Genomic DNA, 16,686 nt, shown 5'->3' on the forward strand with positions numbered 1-16,686 from the left:
AGTTCTTGTTTATGTTCCGGTTACTACTTAGGCTGTAGTTGTATCTTCGCCTTGGTGCGCTTCAACAACGGCGTCAGCCATTTTACCAGTCAGGAGCTTAACGGCGCGGATCGCGTCGTCATTACCCGGGATAACGTAGTCAATTTCGTCCGGATCGCAGTTGGTATCAACGATAGCTACAATTGGGATACCCAATTTGCGGGCTTCAGCCACTGCAATACGCTCTTTGCGCGGATCAATAATGAACAGGGCGCTTGGAAGGCCCTTCATGTTCTTGATGCCGCCCAGGAATTTCTCAAGGCGATCTTTCTCTTTGCGGAGAAGGATAACTTCTTTCTTAGGCAGTACTGCGAAGGTACCGTCTTCTTCCCAAGCTTCCAGCTTCTTCAGGCGGTCAATACGCTTCTGAATGGTCTGGAAGTTAGTCAGGGTACCGCCCAGCCAGCGCTGGTTGATGAAGAACATACCGGAACGTTCAGCTTCTTCCTTCACGGAATCCTGAGCCTGTTTCTTAGTTCCCACGAACAGGATTGTGCCGTTGTCGCCAGCCACGCTCTTAACAAAGTTGTAAGCTTCCTCTACCTTTTTGACTGTTTTCTGCAGGTCAATAATGTAAATTCCGTTTCTTTCAGTGAAGATATAACGATCCATCTTAGGGTTCCAACGACGGGTCTGGTGACCAAAGTGAACCCCAGCTTCGAGAAGCTGTTTCATGGAGATTACTGCCATCTTCACACACCTCCTAGGTTTGGTTTATTGTGTGTCTCCTCCGCCGCGTGTCATCTTTCGGCAAGACTTTCTTCAGAAGAAAGCACCCCTTGTCGAAATCAACCGGCGTGTGTTTTAACACCGTCAATTACTATAACATATTAAAACTTCCTGTGCAACGATTACTGCAAAGTTATTCATTTTGCACGGGCATTATTTTTTGACTGTAATCAGCTTGTCAATAATCGAGTTGATGCTCTCCCCTTTGGCGAAGCTGTAACTGCCATATTGAATAATTTTGTTGACCTTGCGGCTGTTCGCAGCCTGCAGGAATTTATCCTTGTCCTGAATAACGCCAGCCTCGGCAAGCACATCAGCGGTCTGGGCAAGATTGATGCCTGTTGGAATCCTCACGGAGATCGTCTCATTCGCAGCGGCCCCGGGGGACTCCGGTGCAGCCGGTGCCTTGGCTCCCCCGCCTGCCGGACTGCTCTGCGGCTTCGCAGGTGCGGATGGCAGTCCCGGTGAAGCCGCCGCACTTGGCGCAGCTGCCGCCTTGGGTGAGGCCGCAGGTGCAGGGGTTGGCGAAGCCGGAGCAGGTGCAGCTTCAGTTGCGGGCTGCTCCCCGCCTTCGGAAGACGCGCCTGGTGCCCCTCCTTCCGGCATTGCTGTTGCTTGAGCATCTGCCTCTGCCGCCGGGTCAACCACCGTCATGTTCAGCCGGGCGGCTTCCTGTACCAGTTCCTCCCTGCTCATCGGAGCAGTCCTGCCGGCAATCATCAGCTGGAGCAGCAGAGCTCCTGCAATCAGGCCAACTCCCAATCCCAGCATGAAGTAGCGGTTCCTGATCATACGGATTCCTCCTGACCGGCCAACTGCAGGATCAGCTGCACTTCACCCCGCTGCAGCCCGGCGGTCCTGGCGATGGAGTCGATCGATTTGCCCTGTTCGTGCAGCTCGAACAGCCGGGGATAGCGCAGCTTAATCGAGCTGACCGGCTTCGGCTTGGCCGGCGGCATCTCCTCAGGAGCCTCACGCTCTTCAGCCTGGGGCTTACCGGTTGAGGCCGCCGCAGCGTCTCTTCCGAAGGCAGCCGTCAGCTGGAGCAGGCCCTTCTCTTCAGCAGTAAGCCTGGCATCCATCAGCAGCAGGCTCTTCTCCAGTCCGGCTACCTGAGCGCGCAGGACGCCGATTTCCTCCTGCAGGGCGGCTTTGCCGGCCTGGGATTGACTTTTGATACTGCCGACCAGATCAAGCAGCTCCGAATTCTCACGTTCAATATCGGCCATATACAGCTCCAGCGCCTTCTCCGCTTCCTTCAGGCTCTTTCTCTCCGAGTCCTCCCTGCCGGTTCTGGCCGGCAGACGCAGAGCATAGATGATAGCGACTGCGCCTACCAGCACGATGTATACCCATGGTTCCAAATGTCTAATCTCCTTCTGCGTTCAATTCTTGCCAGCCTCTCAAAGACTGAAGTCAATCCGGTGCCCCTTAAAGGGGTGTTCGGCTTCATGGGTATCCTCCGGCTTCTCCTGTTTGCGGGGATAGGCCTGGCCCCCGGAGCGGCCGCCCTTGCCGCCGTCCCGCAGCGCTGATTCAGCGGACTCGTCCACCTCACTGCTGCGCTGCGCAATCTCCTGAGTCTGCTTGACATTCTGGCCGGCCAGCTGCTGCTGGTCAAGCGCAGGACGCTGCTGCAGGTTAGTCTGGATTCTGCCTGCATCATGGGTGCGGGGCAGTGCAATTTGCAGTTCCACCGGCTTCATACTCATAAGATCCCTCTTCTTCCGTAATAGATTTCAGAATCAAGGAATGGCAGGCCGCCCTGAGCTGCCTGCCTGGTTAGATGTAAGGCGTAATGGAGATATCCCCTTCGCTGTAGATGAAGGATACCCGTTCTGTCGGATCTTTGACAAAGCGTGTGTACCTGCCGATAACAATTTTGGAGCCGCCATAGATGGTTTTGATGACATCCACCCTGGCTCTGCCGGTATCCTCCAGCATCCGTTCTATTTCCAGCACACGCTCTTTAATCCTCTTCTCCTCGCGCAGATGGGACTGCTTCGTTGCATTGAGCTTCACCCTGAGGGCAATCTTATCCGGGGACAGCTGTCCGTTGTTCGCGAGCTGGCCCAGCAGATACAGTGCTTTGTTCGTCTTATCCTCATTCTCTAAAAGCAGACGCAGCTCCTGGCGCAGATCGTTCATCTCATTTCTCAGCTCAGGTACAACTCCCACCTCAATCGCTGTAGCGGTAGACATCGTGTTGCCGATCGTCCGGGCGACAACCCGGTCTCCTGCCTGCACAACGCCCCCAACAATCAGACCCTTGGATCCGTTGCAGAGCACATCCCGTCCTGCCCGGATATTAGAATGCATAATGCTCTGCGAGACGATAATATCCTCTCCGGCAACCACATTACCATCCTGGATGAAGGATACCTTAACATTCTGTCCGGCGTTAACAAGGCCCTTATTATAACCGATAATTCCTCCTGTGATCTCGATGGAACCGCCTGAGATAAGCTCAGCCCCTTCCACTCCGCCGACCACCCGGATATCTCCTGCCGATTTGACAGTGAAGCCGGTAAGTACATTGCCGCGAATGACTACTGTACCAACAAAGTCAATATTGCCCGTGCTGTAATCCACGTCCCCGTTCACCTCATACACCGGGAAGACATTGATCTTGCCTTTGTCTGTGAGCGTAACCAATCCGTCAATAGCAGCGTACATGGAGGTCTCTTCCTGATCGACCAGCACATTTTTGCCTACCTTGAACCGGGCCTCCTTCCCTGGCCGGCAGGGAAGCTCCTCTCCGGTCACGGTTTTGCCCATGGTTCCGCTCTCAGCCGGAATGACCTTGGCAATGAGCTGGCCTTTTCTCACATTATGCAGCCGCACCAGCTCTTTATAATCGACCTTGCCGTCCTCCTTCTCCAGAGGTCTGCGGTCTTCTTCCATATCCACGGTCAGTACGACCCGGCCATCCTGGCCGTTTACTGCAGGCTCCCCGATGGCGATGGGCACTCTGTTCCAGAAGTATTCCTCCGGATTACTGCTGATCCGCTGGACAATATCACGCTGGATGCCGAAACGAATATTGTGACTGAACAGGAAGCTGTCAAGATCTTCGACTGAACAGGAGAAATTCTCATCCTTCTTAATGAATTGAAGGTAAGCTATTTCCTTATCATCCGAGAATGTAATGCTCAGGTATTGGCTCAATACATATTGACCGATCAATTCTGCTCCCCCTTGTCACCGTCGCCCGGTTAATCATTTTGCATCAGAAGGTCCCGGTTCTTCTCAAGTGTACCTCTTAGCCGCAAAATCGCTTTAGAATGAAGCTGCGAGATCCGCGAAGGCGATAACGACATCACCTCGGCAATCTCACTTAATGATAAATCCTCATAATATAAAAGGGACACTACGGTCCGTTCTTTCACTGTTAGTTTCTCGATGCCCTTGGTTAGCGTATCCCGCAGATAGAATTCATTTACCTTACGGTCCGGATTCTTGGCTTTGTCGTCCACCAGGATGGACATGCGCGTCTCGGATTCTTCTTCACGAATCGGATCTTCCAGTGAACAGAGTGACATTACCGCAACATCCTGCAGCATGGTCTGAAACTCCGTCTCTGAAATATTCAGGTACTGGCTCATTTCTTCGTCACTTACGGACCGCAGATACTTCTGTTCCAGCTGCTGGTAAGCGTCCTCGATTTTTTTTGCTTTTTCGCGGACCGATCTCGGAACCCAGTCACTCTGCCGCAGCGAATCAAGGATAGCGCCCCGTACCCGCCAGGAGGCATAGGTCTGGAACTGTAGCCCCCGCTTGTAATCGAATTTTTCAATGGCGTCAATCAGCCCCATCACCCCGTTGCTGGCCAGATCATCCTTGGATACGTTTTTGGGCAGGCCCACCGCCAGACGGCTGGATACGTAATCAACAATATGGAGATAACTCTCAATCAGCTTTTTTTTGGCTTCAGGATTACCGTGTTCTTTCCATTGCTCCCAGAGCATATCTGTTTCCGACTGAGCTGCTTTACGCTCGTTCAACGGCTTTCACCCTTCCCAAAGTGTAGTCAGCGGGCCTGATGCGGCGCGGGGAACACGGACTTCAAACCGCAGTACACGCTTATTCTTCTTTCAGGTGACGAACGGCCTTGGCCAATTCTTCAGGATCTTTCATAGAGACCAGCTTCGGAGGCTGTAACGGCTTGAAATCCCCATGTTCGGTGCTCTCATTGTCCTTCTTGGGGGTTAGCAGATCCTTCAGCTCCTGCTCTTCATCAGGTGTACTGATATCGAGCTTCCCGCCAAGCCCATCTCCCAGACCGGAGGGGCCGGATTCCACATCACCGGACTCGTCAGAATTTCCAATAATAACACTGAGTACCCATCTCAGGAGAAAAGCAAGCACAAACCAGATGATAAATCCGTAAATGCCCCGGATCAGGCTGGTTCCCACTACATTGTGTCCGTTGTTTGCGAGAAAGGTAATAACAAATCCAACCAGCCCGGCTGCAACATTCAGCAATAGCTTTTTGCTCATGGCTATATTTCCTTTTGGCCTTTTTGAACGCTGCGGATAAAAATCACTCCCGTATTGCAGGAGATTTCTATCGTGCGCCCGTAGTTACCGCCCGTATCCTCCGCAATCAGCGGAATACGGAGGGCGTCAAGAGCAAGCTTGCAGGATTCCACATTACGAGGCCCGATCCTCATGGTGTCGCTCCCGCCCGCAAAGGCGAACATCTGTGAGCCTCCGGCCATCTTGGCCACAATCCGGCTTCTGACCGCACCCAGCGCAAGCAGGCGCGATAATAGCTCCGGCACAGCCGTATCAGCGAATTTGGCGATATTCAGCTGCCCTTCCCGCGCGATGTCTGACGAAGGCAGCATGACATGGGCCATGCCCGCCAGCTTTTTGCCGGGATCAAACAGAGTCAGGCCAACGCAGGAGCCAAGACCGGTCGTACGGATAAGACTGTCCTGGCCGCCCACATTAAGATCCGCCATGCCTACTTTAATGATGCTTTGCTCTTCAATCATTATCGAACGGGACTCCCAGTGCCTTGAAGATTTTGGGGAATGATTCCGGATCGGGTATCAGGAAGAATTGCCCTTCAATTTCATTCTGGCCTTCCAGGAAGGTCGTGTCGATCAGCAGCGCGTCGTCGCCCATCTGTCCGAATTGCAGCAGCCCGTAGCCCAGAATGGCTCCGGCCATATCCATGGCCAGCGCCGGCACCGTGGGGTACATGGACAGCGAAGTGAAGTCAGCCAGCGAGGACAGGTACGAGCCGGCCAGAATATTGCCGATCTCGCTGAGCGCTGACAGCTCCATTTCACTCAGCTCACCGCTGCCGGTGACTTCAATCCCGGCAACCCGGCTAAGCAGATTCGTGGCAGCCTCCGGCGTCAGTATGAAGAACAGATTGCCGGGGGCTTCTCCTTCCACCCGCAGGAATACGGCATATACCAGCTCCTCCGCACCGCCCACCTTATCAGTGATCTCTTCAAAGCTGAGCAGTTGCACCTTCGGAACCGCCATATCAATCGGTTTATTGAGCAGCTGTGACAGCGCAGTGGCGGCATTGCCGGCCCCAATATTCCCGACCTCCTTGAGCACGTCCATTTTGAAATCCTTGAAATTCTTGAATAGCTCCACTAGGCTATCCCTCCAGGCCTTCAAGCTGCACGATTTCGCTCTTGTTGAGCACCTCGGACAGGTTGAGCATAATCAGCAGACGGTCATCTCCTATTTTGGCCACCCCATCCAGATACTTCGCCTTGATCCCGCCCACTACATCCGGCGGAACATCAATGATATCGCGGTTGAGATCAATGACATCGTTGGCCGAATCGACGATGAAGCCAACTTCCATCTCGTTCACATTGACAATGATGATCCGGGTCTGGTCCGTATGCTCTGCTTCTTCAATACCGAACCGGCCGCGCAGATCAATCACGGGAATAACAACACCGCGCAGATTGATGACCCCTTTGATGAAGGAGTAGGTCTTCGGTACACGGGTAATCGGCATCATGCGTTCGATCGTCTGGACCTTCTCCACTTCAATGCCGTATTCTTCAGTGCCAAGCTTGAATACGATTACTTTGATATCTTCAGCCATGGAATGAACCTCCCTGTTCTATCCTGATTATTTGATGAAAGCATTCGGATCAATGATAAGCGCTACCTGTCCGTCTCCGAGAATGGTGGCTCCGGAGATGCCCTGCACCTCCGGCAGATACTTGCCAAGGTTCTTGATTACAATCTCGTTCTGTCCGATGAAGTCCTGAACGGCCAGGGCGACCAGCCGCTCCCCCTTGCGCACGACGACAATCTCGGTTTCCTCTTCCGTGCTCTCATCGTAGTCCGGAACAGAGAAGATCTTGCTCAGCGATATCAGCGGAATATGGCTGCCCCGGAATTCCACCATTCTGTTGCCATGGATGGTGCGGATCTGGGTTTGCTTCACGATGCCGGTCTCCACAATGGACGAGAGCGGAATCGCATACTTCTCGGAGCCCAGGCGCACCAGCATCGCAGCGATGATCGATAGGGTCAGCGGAAGCTGTACCGAGAAGTTCGTGCCTTTGCCAGGTGAGGAATAGATGGTAACGTTACCGCCTAACGAGGAGATCTTGGCTTTGACGACATCCAGGCCAACCCCGCGGCCCGAGACGTCAGAGATGACTTCCGCCGTACTGAAGCCCGGAGCGAAGAGCAGCTGATAGGCTTCATCATCCGACATTGAATTGGCCTGCTCCTGGGTAATCGCACCCTTCTTAACGGCGGAGGCCAGAACCTTCTTCGGATAAATGCCCCTTCCGTCCTCTTCAATCTCAATGAAAACATGGTTGCCGCTATGGAAGGCCCGCAGCTGTACCGTGCCGGTCTCCGGCTTCCCGGCGGCAGCGCGGTCAGCTACCGATTCGATGCCGTGGTCCACCGCGTTGCGCAGCAGATGCACCAGCGGATCGCCAATCTCGTCGATTACGGTGCGGTCCAGCTCTGTATCGGCGCCGGTAATGATCAGCTCTACCTTTTTGTCGAGCGATTTAGCCAGATCGCGGATCATCCGCGGGAACCGGTTAAATACGGTATCCACCGGCACCATACGCAGCTTCATGACGATGTTCTGCAGATCCCCGCTGACCCGGCCCATGTGCTCAACGGTCTCGGTAAGGTCGCCGTTCTGGACCTCTGAAGCCAGCTGCTCCAGCCGGACACGGTCAATCAGCAGCTCACTGAACAGGTTCATCAGGACATCCAGACGTTCAATATCGACACGGATAGTCCGGGAAGGGGAAGGAGCTCCGCCTGCTCTGGCCGGAGCTGCCTTACCGCTGTCTTCTCTCACTGGCGCAGCGGCGGCAGGTGCAGGGGCTGCTGCGGGAGCCGCAGCCTGTTGCACAGGGGCCGGAGCTTCTGCAGTAGCGGCAACGCTGTCCTGCCCCATCTGGCGAAGCGATTCCTGGTCGAGAGCCACGGCCGTAACCGCCTCAATCTCCGACAGGTTCAGAATCATCTTCTGAATTTCGCTTGCGTCCTTTTGGGTTATGTAATAGAGGGAGAAGCCTGTATCGAATTTCTCCTGCTCAATATCCTGAACCGAAGGGAAGGATTTGACGACCTCTCCGGACCGCTCCAGAAGATCGAAGACCATGTAGGCACGCACCGCTTTGAGCTGGCAATCCTTACGGATCGCCACATCCACATACAGCACCTGATGCCCGGCCTGCAGTGACTGCTCCAGCACGGAATACTGGAATTCATCCAGGAATACCTGCGCGCCCGAGGCAGTACCGGCCGCCGCCGCAGTAACCTCAGCCGCAGCACCGCCCGCCGCAGGAATCTCTCCGCGCACAATGGCCTGGAGGGAGGCTACAATCGCTGAGACATCCGCTTTGCCCGTGCCTCCGCCCGTAATATCCTCAACCATGGATTCCAGAGCGTCAATACTTTTGAACAGGGTGTCAAAGATGAAATCCTGCATCCGCAGTTTGTTGTTGCGTACCAGATCGAGCACATTCTCCATCTGGTGCGTCAGCGAAGCCAAATCCTCAAACCCCATTGTAGCCGCCATGCCCTTCAAGGTGTGGGCGGAGCGGAAAATCACCTGGACAATACTCAGATCCTCAGGATTTGCTTCCAGTTCCATCATGCTTTCGTTCAGTGACTGCAGATGATCATTTGACTCATCAATAAACATGGATAAATATTGATTCATGTCCACTAACGAGCACCTCCCCTTCGAGTTCGCTTTTCCATTATTTAACGGCTTGTATCAGCTTTGGAGCAATGTCTTGCAAAGGCAGGATGTGTCTCACACACTGTAGCTCCACTGCAGAGCGCGGCATTCCATAGACCACACAGGTCTCTTCACTCTCTGCGAAGGTAGAGGTTACGCCCGAATCGTAGAGTGCTTTCATCATACGGGCTCCATCGCTGCCCATCCCGGTCATGAGGACCGCGTGACGTTCCAGCGAGGTGAGCTGCAGCACCGATTCAAACAATGTATCTACAGAAGGACGATGCCCGTTACGGACCTCTTCCTTGGTAAGCTCGACCGCATATTGTCCGCCGGCCGCCGGAACCACCTTCAGATGATATCCCCCAGGGGCTATATAGGCTGCGCCCTGGCGGAGAATCATACCGTGCTCCGCTTCAGCCACCTCCAGCGCGCTGAAGGTATTCAGCCGCTGGGCCAGCGATTTGGTGAAGTTCGGCGGCATATGCTGGACAATGACAATCGGGGCCGGGAAATTACCGGGAATCTTCTCCAGGAACGCCTTCAGCGCCCTCGGCCCTCCCGTAGAGCATCCGACCGCAACCAGCTTGCGCAGGCCGCGTGTGCCGCCGGCCTGCCCGCCTGAGGCTGCAGGCGGCTCCGCGAAGACCCCCGCAGCCGTCTCAGCCGCCGTCCGCTGGCCCAGCGTCTCGCCGCCGGCCGCATCTGCTGCCCGGCTGCGTACCCGTCCGGCCGCCGGCTTCGCTGGCGGCGGCACAGACACCGGCGGCTTGGCTGTGCGCCCAGGCGCCAGAGGGTCCGCGCCGCCCTTCTGCGGCTGCGGCTTCGGCGGCTCTGACAGCGGCGCAACCGGCGCACGCTTCGTCTTCTCCGCTTCCTTCTGCGGCTCCCGCAGCGGCGCCGCTTCTTTCTTGACCGCTTCGGGCTTCCGGCCCACCGGTTCCCTCACCGTTCTCGGAGGCTCCGCAGCCGGAGACGGCTCCGTCACCTTCACTGCGGAGGCCCGGGCTTCCCGCTGCTCACGCGCCAGCATGGCCTCCTTCATCTGCTCCCGCAGGGATTCCCCGACGGCGATGATATCCTGCGAGTTTGAAATGGACGGCTTTCGGATGAAATCGAAAGCCCCCCACTCCAAGGCCATAATGGTCTCCTTCATCCCCTGTTCATTAATGCCCGACAGCATAATGACGGGAAGGGGATGCTCAGCCATGATCAGCTTGAGCGCCTCCAGACCATTCATCTCCGGCATTTCCACATCCATGGTAACCAGATCGGGCCGCAGCTCGTTCACCTTCTGAATGGCCTCACGGCCGTTGGCAGCCGTTGCTGTAACCTGAAAATCCGCATCGTTCTCTATTAAATCGGAAATGATTTTGCGCATGAACGCAGAGTCATCAACCACCAGAACTTTATAAGGCCTCATACCATTTCCACCTCTGTCCCCCAGATTCAGAACAATTATTTGTTTCGTTTCAACCACTTGCTGATAAATCCCCTGATGCCCTGCACTTTAGCGGTTTCTACTGAATCAACAGCCAGATAGCTCTGCGCAAGCCTCTGCACATCCCTGGCTGCAACACTGTTCGGAAAAGCCACTGAGAATGGAATTTGTCTCTTTACGGCCTGGACAACATGCGGATCACTGCTGATATAACCAAGGAAAGGAAGCTCAAGCTGCAGGAAGCGGCTGGCAGCCATACAGATTTTGTCGCTGGTTGCCCGGGCCTCCCGTTCATCTCCCGCCTGATTGACAATCAGCCTGAACGCCGTTTCGGGGTGGGAATGATGAACCACCTTCATCAAAGCATAAGCATCCGTGATCGCGGTAGGCTCCGGGGTAGTCACCACCAGGCAGTCGTCGGCAGAGGTAATGAACTTCATCGTTTCCTTCGAGAGTCCTGCCCCTGTATCAAACAGGATGTAATCCATCGTGTCGGCAATGAGGCCGATCTGTGAGGTGAAGTAATTCAAATCGGCCTCGGAAAGGGTGAACAGCTCATCCATTCCGGAGCCGCCGGCGATAAAAGGCAGAGCCTGCGGCCCGTGCTGGATGATCTGCCCGATGTCCGCTTCCCGCTTGAGCAGATGGTACAGGTTATATTTCGCGGATACGCCCATCAGTACATCGATATTGGCCATACCGATGTCCGCATCGAACAGCAGAACCCGCTTCCCCATCGCCTTCAATGTAAGCGCAAAGTTCAGGGTGAAGTTCGATTTTCCGACGCCTCCCTTGCCGCTGCATACGGTAATGATGCGGGCGGTGCCGCCGCTGCCGGAGACCGGCCGGGCATCCTGGCTGGATACCAGCCGTCTGAGCGATTGCGCCTGGTCCATTACCCGCCCCCTGTTCCCAGCAGCATTCCGCTAATCTGTTCCGGGCTTGCCGTCAGAAGATCGTCAGGAACGGTCTGCCCGTTCGTGATATAGGAGAGCTTGAGCGGGAAATCGTTCAGCACATTGAACAGCGGGCCGTAGCTCCCCGTCTCATCCAGCTTCGTGAAAATAACTTTATCCAGCGGATAACGGCTGAAGTGCTCGGCAATCTTCTTCATATCCCGGCTCTTGGAGGTCAGGCTGAGCACCAGGAAGGTCTCACTCGGGAGCTCCTTGGCCAGCAGGCTCTGCAGCTCCGCCACCAGCAGCTCGTTACGGTAGTTCCGGCCAGCGGTGTCCATCAGCACCAGATCACAGCTCTCCAGCCGGAACATGGCCCGCTGGAGATCACCGGGCGACTGAACCACCTCGAGCGGAATATTAAGAATAGAGGCATACGTTCTAAGCTGCTCTACAGCTGAGATGCGGTAGGTGTCTGAGGTAATCAGACCAACCTTGCGGCCCTGCTTGAACAGCTGCTCTGCCGCCAGCTTGGCAATCGTTGTCGTCTTGCCGACCCCGGTCGGCCCGGCGATATACACAATCCGCGTATCCGGGGAGATCCCGCCTGTAATCCGGCCGTCAAGGAAGCCGTCGATCTGCGCCTGCAGAGCGGCTCCGAACTGCTCCGGACTCCAGCCGCTGCCTTCTTCCCGGTAACGCTCCAGCACCCCGCTGATCCATTCATCCACCAGCACAGCGTCAGTCTCCTGGTCGACCAGGCGGAGCTTCAGCACCTCCAGCGCATCAGGCAGCTCGGCCGCTCCTGCAGAATAACGTGCAATCCGCTCCATCCACTGCTTCATATCCCGGATCTCGCGGAGAACATCGCTCTCGGCCGCAGCCGATGCCGCTTGTACAGGCTGTGCGCCTGCAAGGGTATCATAGATGGCCGATAGCTTCCCTTGGTTGTCTTCGGGATGCTGCTCCGGCTGAAGAGCCGGCACCTGGTCAACGGCCGGCTCTTCAGCCGGTTCTGACTTCAGCAGAGGTGGAACCACAGCGACACCGCCTCCCTGCCCGATGGAATCAGCCAGCGCAGCAGCAACCTCCGCGTACGAGCTTCCGGCGGCCGCCTCCTTCACCGTGACAGGCTGGGGAGCGGCCGCTGACGCCGCCTTCTGGTAAGCTTGCGGCACTGCACTCCGCGGCACATTCAGCGGCTGAGCCGGAACCCGCTCCGGCTCAGCCGCCTTCGCACCATTCTCCACAGCGGCGACCACTTCAATCTTCTTTTTCGTGAACATGCCCATGAAACCGCCGACTTTAATCTCTTTGGTGCTCAGGATAACGGCATCGCTTCCAAGCTCGCTGCGGATAGAATGCATAGCGTCTGGCATCGTATCAACCACATAACGCTTCACTCTCATAAGTTCACCACCCCGACGCTTTGAATTTCAATGTTTGGCTCCAGCTCGCTGTACGACAATACCGGTATATCCTGCATGGTCCGTTCAATCACCTGGCGTAGATACATACGGATTGTGGGAGAGGTTAATACAATCGGCTGCTGGCCGGATTGCAGCAGACGGTTAATCTGCTCTGCCAGCCGCTGATAGACCGTTTGGGTCGATACCGGATCAAGCGCCAGATAGCTGCCTTGCTCCGTCTGCTGTACGCTTTCGGATATTTTTTTCTCCAGCCCCGGACCGACCGTAATGACCCGCAGCGTCTCGCCCGTCTGGGAGAACTGCTGGGTGATCTGCCTGGACAGGGACTGCCGCACATACTCGGTAAGCACATCCGGGTCCTTGGTGTAGGTCCCGTAATCAGCCAGGGTCTCGAAGATGGTCACCAGATCACGGATCGAGATCTTCTCACGCAGCAGCTTGCCCAGCACCTTCTGAATATCGCCGACAGCGAGAACAGACGGAATCAGCTCGTCCACCAGCACCGGATAATTCTCCCGGAGATTGTCCACCAGCTGCTTAGTCTCCTGGCGGCCGAGCAATTCATATCCATGCCGCTTAATCAGCTCGGTCAGATGTGTAGCTACAACCGAAGGAGGATCTACTACCGTATAACCTGATAATTCAGCCCGCTCCTTCACCGATTCGTCAATCCATAAGGCCGGCAGGCCAAAAGAGGGTTCGATCGTCTCAATCCCGCTGATTGACTCGTCATCATACCCGGGACTCATGGCAAGATAGTGATTAAGTAATAATTCACCACCGCCTACGGTATTTCCTTTTATTTTTATGACATATTCATTCGGTTTTAGTTGAATATTGTCGCGGATGCGAATGACCGGCACGACAAGACCCATCTCCAGGGCACATTGCCGTCGAATCATGATGATTCTGTCGAGCAGATCGCCGCCTTGCCCTGTATCCGCCAGCGGGATCAGACCATAACCGAATTCGAATTCAATGGGGTCCACCGTCAGCAGATTGATCACACTTTCAGGACTGCGCACCTCTTCGATCTGCTTCTCCTCAACCAGCTGTTCATCAGCCATCTGCTGCCTGCTGGCCTTCTGTCCCATGCTGTAAGCCGCATAAGCCATCAGTCCTGCCAGCGGCAAGGTTGACATCACTGTAATCGGGGTAAAGAAACCCAGGAAGGCAATAGTTGCAGCCACGATGTAGAGCAGCTTCGGATAGGACAGCAATTGCCCGGTCAAATCCTCGGCCAGATTGCCTTCCGATGCCGCCCGGGTTACGATCAGACCCGCAGCAGTGGAGATCAGCAAGGCCGGAATCTGGCTGACCAGCCCGTCCCCGATCGTAAGCACGGAATAGGTAGACAGCGCCGTCTGGAACGACATCCCGTGAACCGTCATCCCGATAATGAAGCCGCCGATCAGGTTGATGATGAGGATAATGATACTGGCGATGGCATCCCCTTTGACGAACTTGCTCGCACCGTCCATGGCGCCGAAGAAATCCGCTTCGCGTTCAACATTGCGGCGGCGCTCACGCGCCTGCTGCTCATTGATCATACCCGCATTCAGATCCGCATCAATACTCATCTGCTTCCCGGGCATCGCATCCAGCGTGAAGCGTGCGCCAACCTCAGCTACGCGCTCCGAGCCCTTGGTGATGACAATAAACTGAACAACCACCAGGATCAGGAACACGATGAATCCGATGGCGATCTGCCCGCGCGCAATCCAGCTTCCGAAGGTCGCAACGACCTCACCGGCATGGCCATCACCCAGGATCAGCTTGGTGGTCGACAGGTTGAGAGCCAGCCGGAACAGCGTCGTGATCAGCAGCAGCGAAGGGAAGATCGAGAATTGGAGCGGATCTTTGGTATTCATCGCCACCAATATAATGGTCAGGGCTATCGAGATATTGATAATTAACAGTACATCCAAAAGCCAGGCAGGGATGGGCAGAATCATCATCAGCACAATACCGATTATGCCCAGCAGAACTGTTAGATCTTTAGCTTTCAATGTCCTTTTCCTCCCCCGGCTTATCTCCTCTTGCCTTTGAGCTTATATACATAGGCCAGCACTTCGGCAACGGCCTGGAACAGATCAGCCGGAACCACATCGCCAATCTCGGCTCTCTGGAATAGTGCCCGTGCCAGCGGCTTGTTCTCCATCGTTACAACACCATGCTCCTTGGCCAGCTCCCTGATGCGGAGTGCTACATAATCCTGGCCTTTCGCTATAATCTGCGGAGCCTCCATTGTGGAACCGTCATACTTAAGAGCTACTGCAAAGTGAGTCGGGTTCGTGATGATGACATCGGCCTTGGGGACCTCCTGCATCATCCGCTGCATCGCCATTCTGCGCTGCCGCTCACGGATCTTGCCTTTGATGATGGGGTCACCCTCCATCTTTTTGTACTCATCCTTAATGTCCTGCTTGGACATTTTCAGGCTTTTCTCATGCTCGTATTTCTGATAGATGTAGTCCAGCACAGCCATGATAAACAGAGCCGCCGCAATCTTGATGCCGAGGTTCATCGTCAGCTTCGCCACGAACCGGTATGACCCTTCCGCATCGACATGGGTGAGGGAGGCAAAGCTCTCCTTCTCCCCCCAGAGGGTGCTATAGACCAGATAGGCAATCAGGACGAGCTTAAAGACCGATTTCAGAAACTCAACAAGCGAACGGGTCGAGAAAATATTCTTGAACCCTTTAATCGGGTTAATCTTGCTGAACTTCGGGGTGATCCCTTCGCCGGAAGCCATGAAGCCCACCTGCGCGAAGTTCACCACAAGCGCCAGCAGGAAGGTGATGCCCAGCAGAGGCGCGAGCAGAATCAGAATCTGCAAGCCGTACTGGTTGAACAGCGCGGAGATATTCTCCGGCGTGACCTCCAGCATCATCCGGTGCTGAAACACATCCGTGTACAGCTTCATAAACCGTTCTTTCATGAAGCTGCCAAAGATACTAAGAGACAGCAGCGCCGAGAATAATACGACCGCACCGGACAGCTCTGCACTTTTGGCAACCTGGCCCTTCTTCCGGGCATCCTGCCGTTTCTTCGGGGTGGCCTTCTCGGTCTTGTCCCCGCCGAACAGCTGAAGATTCAGTTTGTACCGTTGCCGCTTCGCCATGTGATATTCTCTCCTTACCGCTGCCTAAGGACTCTTCCCCACAAGGCCAAGCAGATTGTGCATGGACTCGAACATAATGTCGAAGAGGTTACGGAACAGCGCAGCCATCCCCGGCATCAGAATCAGCAGCAGCGCCAGGCCTATAATGATTTTGAGCGGAACGCCGATAACAAACACATTGTATTGCGGAGCCGTTCTCGCCAGGAAGGCAAGGCCGACATCTGTCAGGAACAGGGCGGCCACCAGCGGCGCCGACATCTGGAAGGCCAGCATGAAGGACTGCGCAAAGGTCCGGACCAGAAACTCTGACAGGCTGCCGTCGATCATTTTGAGGAACAGATTATTGTCCAGCGGCACCCATTTGTAACTGTACACAATCGCATCCAGCAGATAGTGATGACCGTTCATGCTCAGGAACAGCAGCAGGGCAATCATATATTTGAAGTTGCCGATAATGGGCGCAGATGCTCCGGTCATCGGGTCGATGACATTGGCAATCCCGAACCCGATCTGAATATCGATGAACGAGCCGGCCGTCTGAATCGTCATGAACATCAGGTAGGCGACAAACCCGAGCAGCAGCCCGATCAGAACCTCCCGCATAACAAGGAGCACATAACCGAGGTCCTGCGGAACCGTAACATTCATGCTGCCAGAGCTGAAGATCACCATGGATACAAAAAAAGACAAGCCAATTTTGAATGTTGTCGGCACGCTTTGCGATGAAAAGACAGGAACGACAACAAAAAAGGCGGTAATTCGACAAAAAATCAGCAAAAAAACAGGAAAACTTTGCACCAGGGTCTCTATATTCATCC

General features: G+C 55.0%; 17 protein-coding genes. All 17 read right to left on the reverse strand.

What is annotated here, in order from left to right:
• Window positions 1-27: 27 nt before the first annotated feature.
• Window positions 28-729: a 30S ribosomal protein S2 gene (rpsB, locus tag K1558_RS21730; protein ID WP_036692565.1), complete on the reverse strand. Its 702-nt coding sequence runs from the start codon at window positions 727-729 to the stop codon at window positions 28-30.
• A 192-nt stretch (window positions 730-921) separates the two neighbouring features.
• Window positions 922-1,560: a hypothetical protein gene (locus tag K1558_RS21735; protein WP_238653764.1), complete on the reverse strand. Its 639-nt coding sequence runs from the start codon at window positions 1,558-1,560 to the stop codon at window positions 922-924.
• Window positions 1,557-2,132: a hypothetical protein gene (locus tag K1558_RS21740; protein WP_238653765.1), complete on the reverse strand. Its 576-nt coding sequence runs from the start codon at window positions 2,130-2,132 to the stop codon at window positions 1,557-1,559. The genes K1558_RS21735 and K1558_RS21740 overlap by 4 nt, the downstream gene beginning before the upstream one ends.
• A gap of 39 nt (window positions 2,133-2,171) precedes the next feature.
• On the reverse strand, window positions 2,172-2,480 hold the full coding sequence (locus tag K1558_RS21745) for a hypothetical protein (RefSeq protein WP_238653766.1): 309 nt from the start codon (window positions 2,478-2,480) through the stop codon (window positions 2,172-2,174).
• 70 nt (window positions 2,481-2,550) lie between these two features.
• Window positions 2,551-3,954, reverse strand: a complete 1,404-nt coding sequence (locus K1558_RS21750; protein ID WP_238653767.1) for a DUF342 domain-containing protein — start codon at window positions 3,952-3,954, stop codon at window positions 2,551-2,553.
• A gap of 29 nt (window positions 3,955-3,983) precedes the next feature.
• A complete protein-coding gene (locus tag K1558_RS21755) occupies window positions 3,984-4,772 on the reverse strand; it encodes a FliA/WhiG family RNA polymerase sigma factor (RefSeq protein ID WP_238653768.1) in 789 nt (262 codons plus the stop codon).
• A 79-nt stretch (window positions 4,773-4,851) separates the two neighbouring features.
• A complete protein-coding gene (locus K1558_RS21760; protein ID WP_238653769.1) occupies window positions 4,852-5,268 on the reverse strand; it encodes a hypothetical protein in 417 nt (138 codons plus the stop codon).
• A 2-nt stretch (window positions 5,269-5,270) separates the two neighbouring features.
• Window positions 5,271-5,768 carry a chemotaxis protein CheD gene (locus tag K1558_RS21765; protein WP_238653770.1) on the reverse strand — a complete coding sequence of 166 codons (498 nt, stop codon included), beginning with the start codon at window positions 5,766-5,768 and terminating at the stop codon, window positions 5,271-5,273.
• The gene (locus K1558_RS21770) at window positions 5,761-6,354 is read right to left on the reverse strand and encodes a chemotaxis protein CheC (RefSeq protein ID WP_274528705.1); all 594 of its coding nucleotides are present in this window, start codon (window positions 6,352-6,354) and stop codon (window positions 5,761-5,763) included. Before K1558_RS21770 ends, K1558_RS21765 begins: the two co-directional genes overlap by 8 nt.
• Window positions 6,355-6,391: 37 nt before the next feature.
• Entirely contained in the window at window positions 6,392-6,853 is a 462-nt protein-coding gene (locus K1558_RS21775; protein ID WP_238653772.1) for a chemotaxis protein CheW, read from the reverse strand.
• A 27-nt stretch (window positions 6,854-6,880) separates the two neighbouring features.
• Entirely contained in the window at window positions 6,881-8,962 is a 2,082-nt protein-coding gene (locus tag K1558_RS21780) for a chemotaxis protein CheW (RefSeq protein WP_238653773.1), read from the reverse strand.
• A gap of 34 nt (window positions 8,963-8,996) precedes the next feature.
• Window positions 8,997-10,400 (reverse strand): protein-glutamate methylesterase/protein-glutamine glutaminase, encoded by a 1,404-nt coding sequence (locus K1558_RS21785; protein ID WP_238653774.1) that lies wholly within the window; start codon window positions 10,398-10,400, stop codon window positions 8,997-8,999.
• A 35-nt stretch (window positions 10,401-10,435) separates the two neighbouring features.
• A complete protein-coding gene (locus K1558_RS21790) occupies window positions 10,436-11,314 on the reverse strand; it encodes a MinD/ParA family protein (RefSeq protein WP_238653775.1) in 879 nt (292 codons plus the stop codon).
• Entirely contained in the window at window positions 11,314-12,723 is a 1,410-nt protein-coding gene (gene flhF / locus K1558_RS21795) for a flagellar biosynthesis GTPase FlhF (protein ID WP_238653776.1), read from the reverse strand. Before flhF ends, K1558_RS21790 begins: the two co-directional genes overlap by 1 nt.
• Window positions 12,720-14,753, reverse strand: coding sequence for a flagellar biosynthesis protein FlhA (flhA, locus tag K1558_RS21800; protein ID WP_238653777.1), 2,034 nt, complete (start codon window positions 14,751-14,753; stop codon window positions 12,720-12,722). Before flhA ends, flhF begins: the two co-directional genes overlap by 4 nt.
• A 20-nt stretch (window positions 14,754-14,773) precedes the next feature.
• Window positions 14,774-15,868, reverse strand: coding sequence for a flagellar biosynthesis protein FlhB (flhB, locus tag K1558_RS21805; RefSeq protein ID WP_238653778.1), 1,095 nt, complete (start codon window positions 15,866-15,868; stop codon window positions 14,774-14,776).
• Between the two features lie 24 nt (window positions 15,869-15,892).
• Complete coding sequence (gene fliR, locus K1558_RS21810; protein ID WP_238653779.1) at window positions 15,893-16,684, reverse strand: flagellar biosynthetic protein FliR; 792 nt, start codon at window positions 16,682-16,684, stop codon at window positions 15,893-15,895.
• Window positions 16,685-16,686 lie beyond the last annotated feature (2 nt).

The organism is Paenibacillus piscarius (assembly GCF_022234545.1).
In the GTDB taxonomy this organism is placed as follows: domain Bacteria; phylum Bacillota; class Bacilli; order Paenibacillales; family Paenibacillaceae; genus Paenibacillus_AQ; species Paenibacillus_AQ piscarius.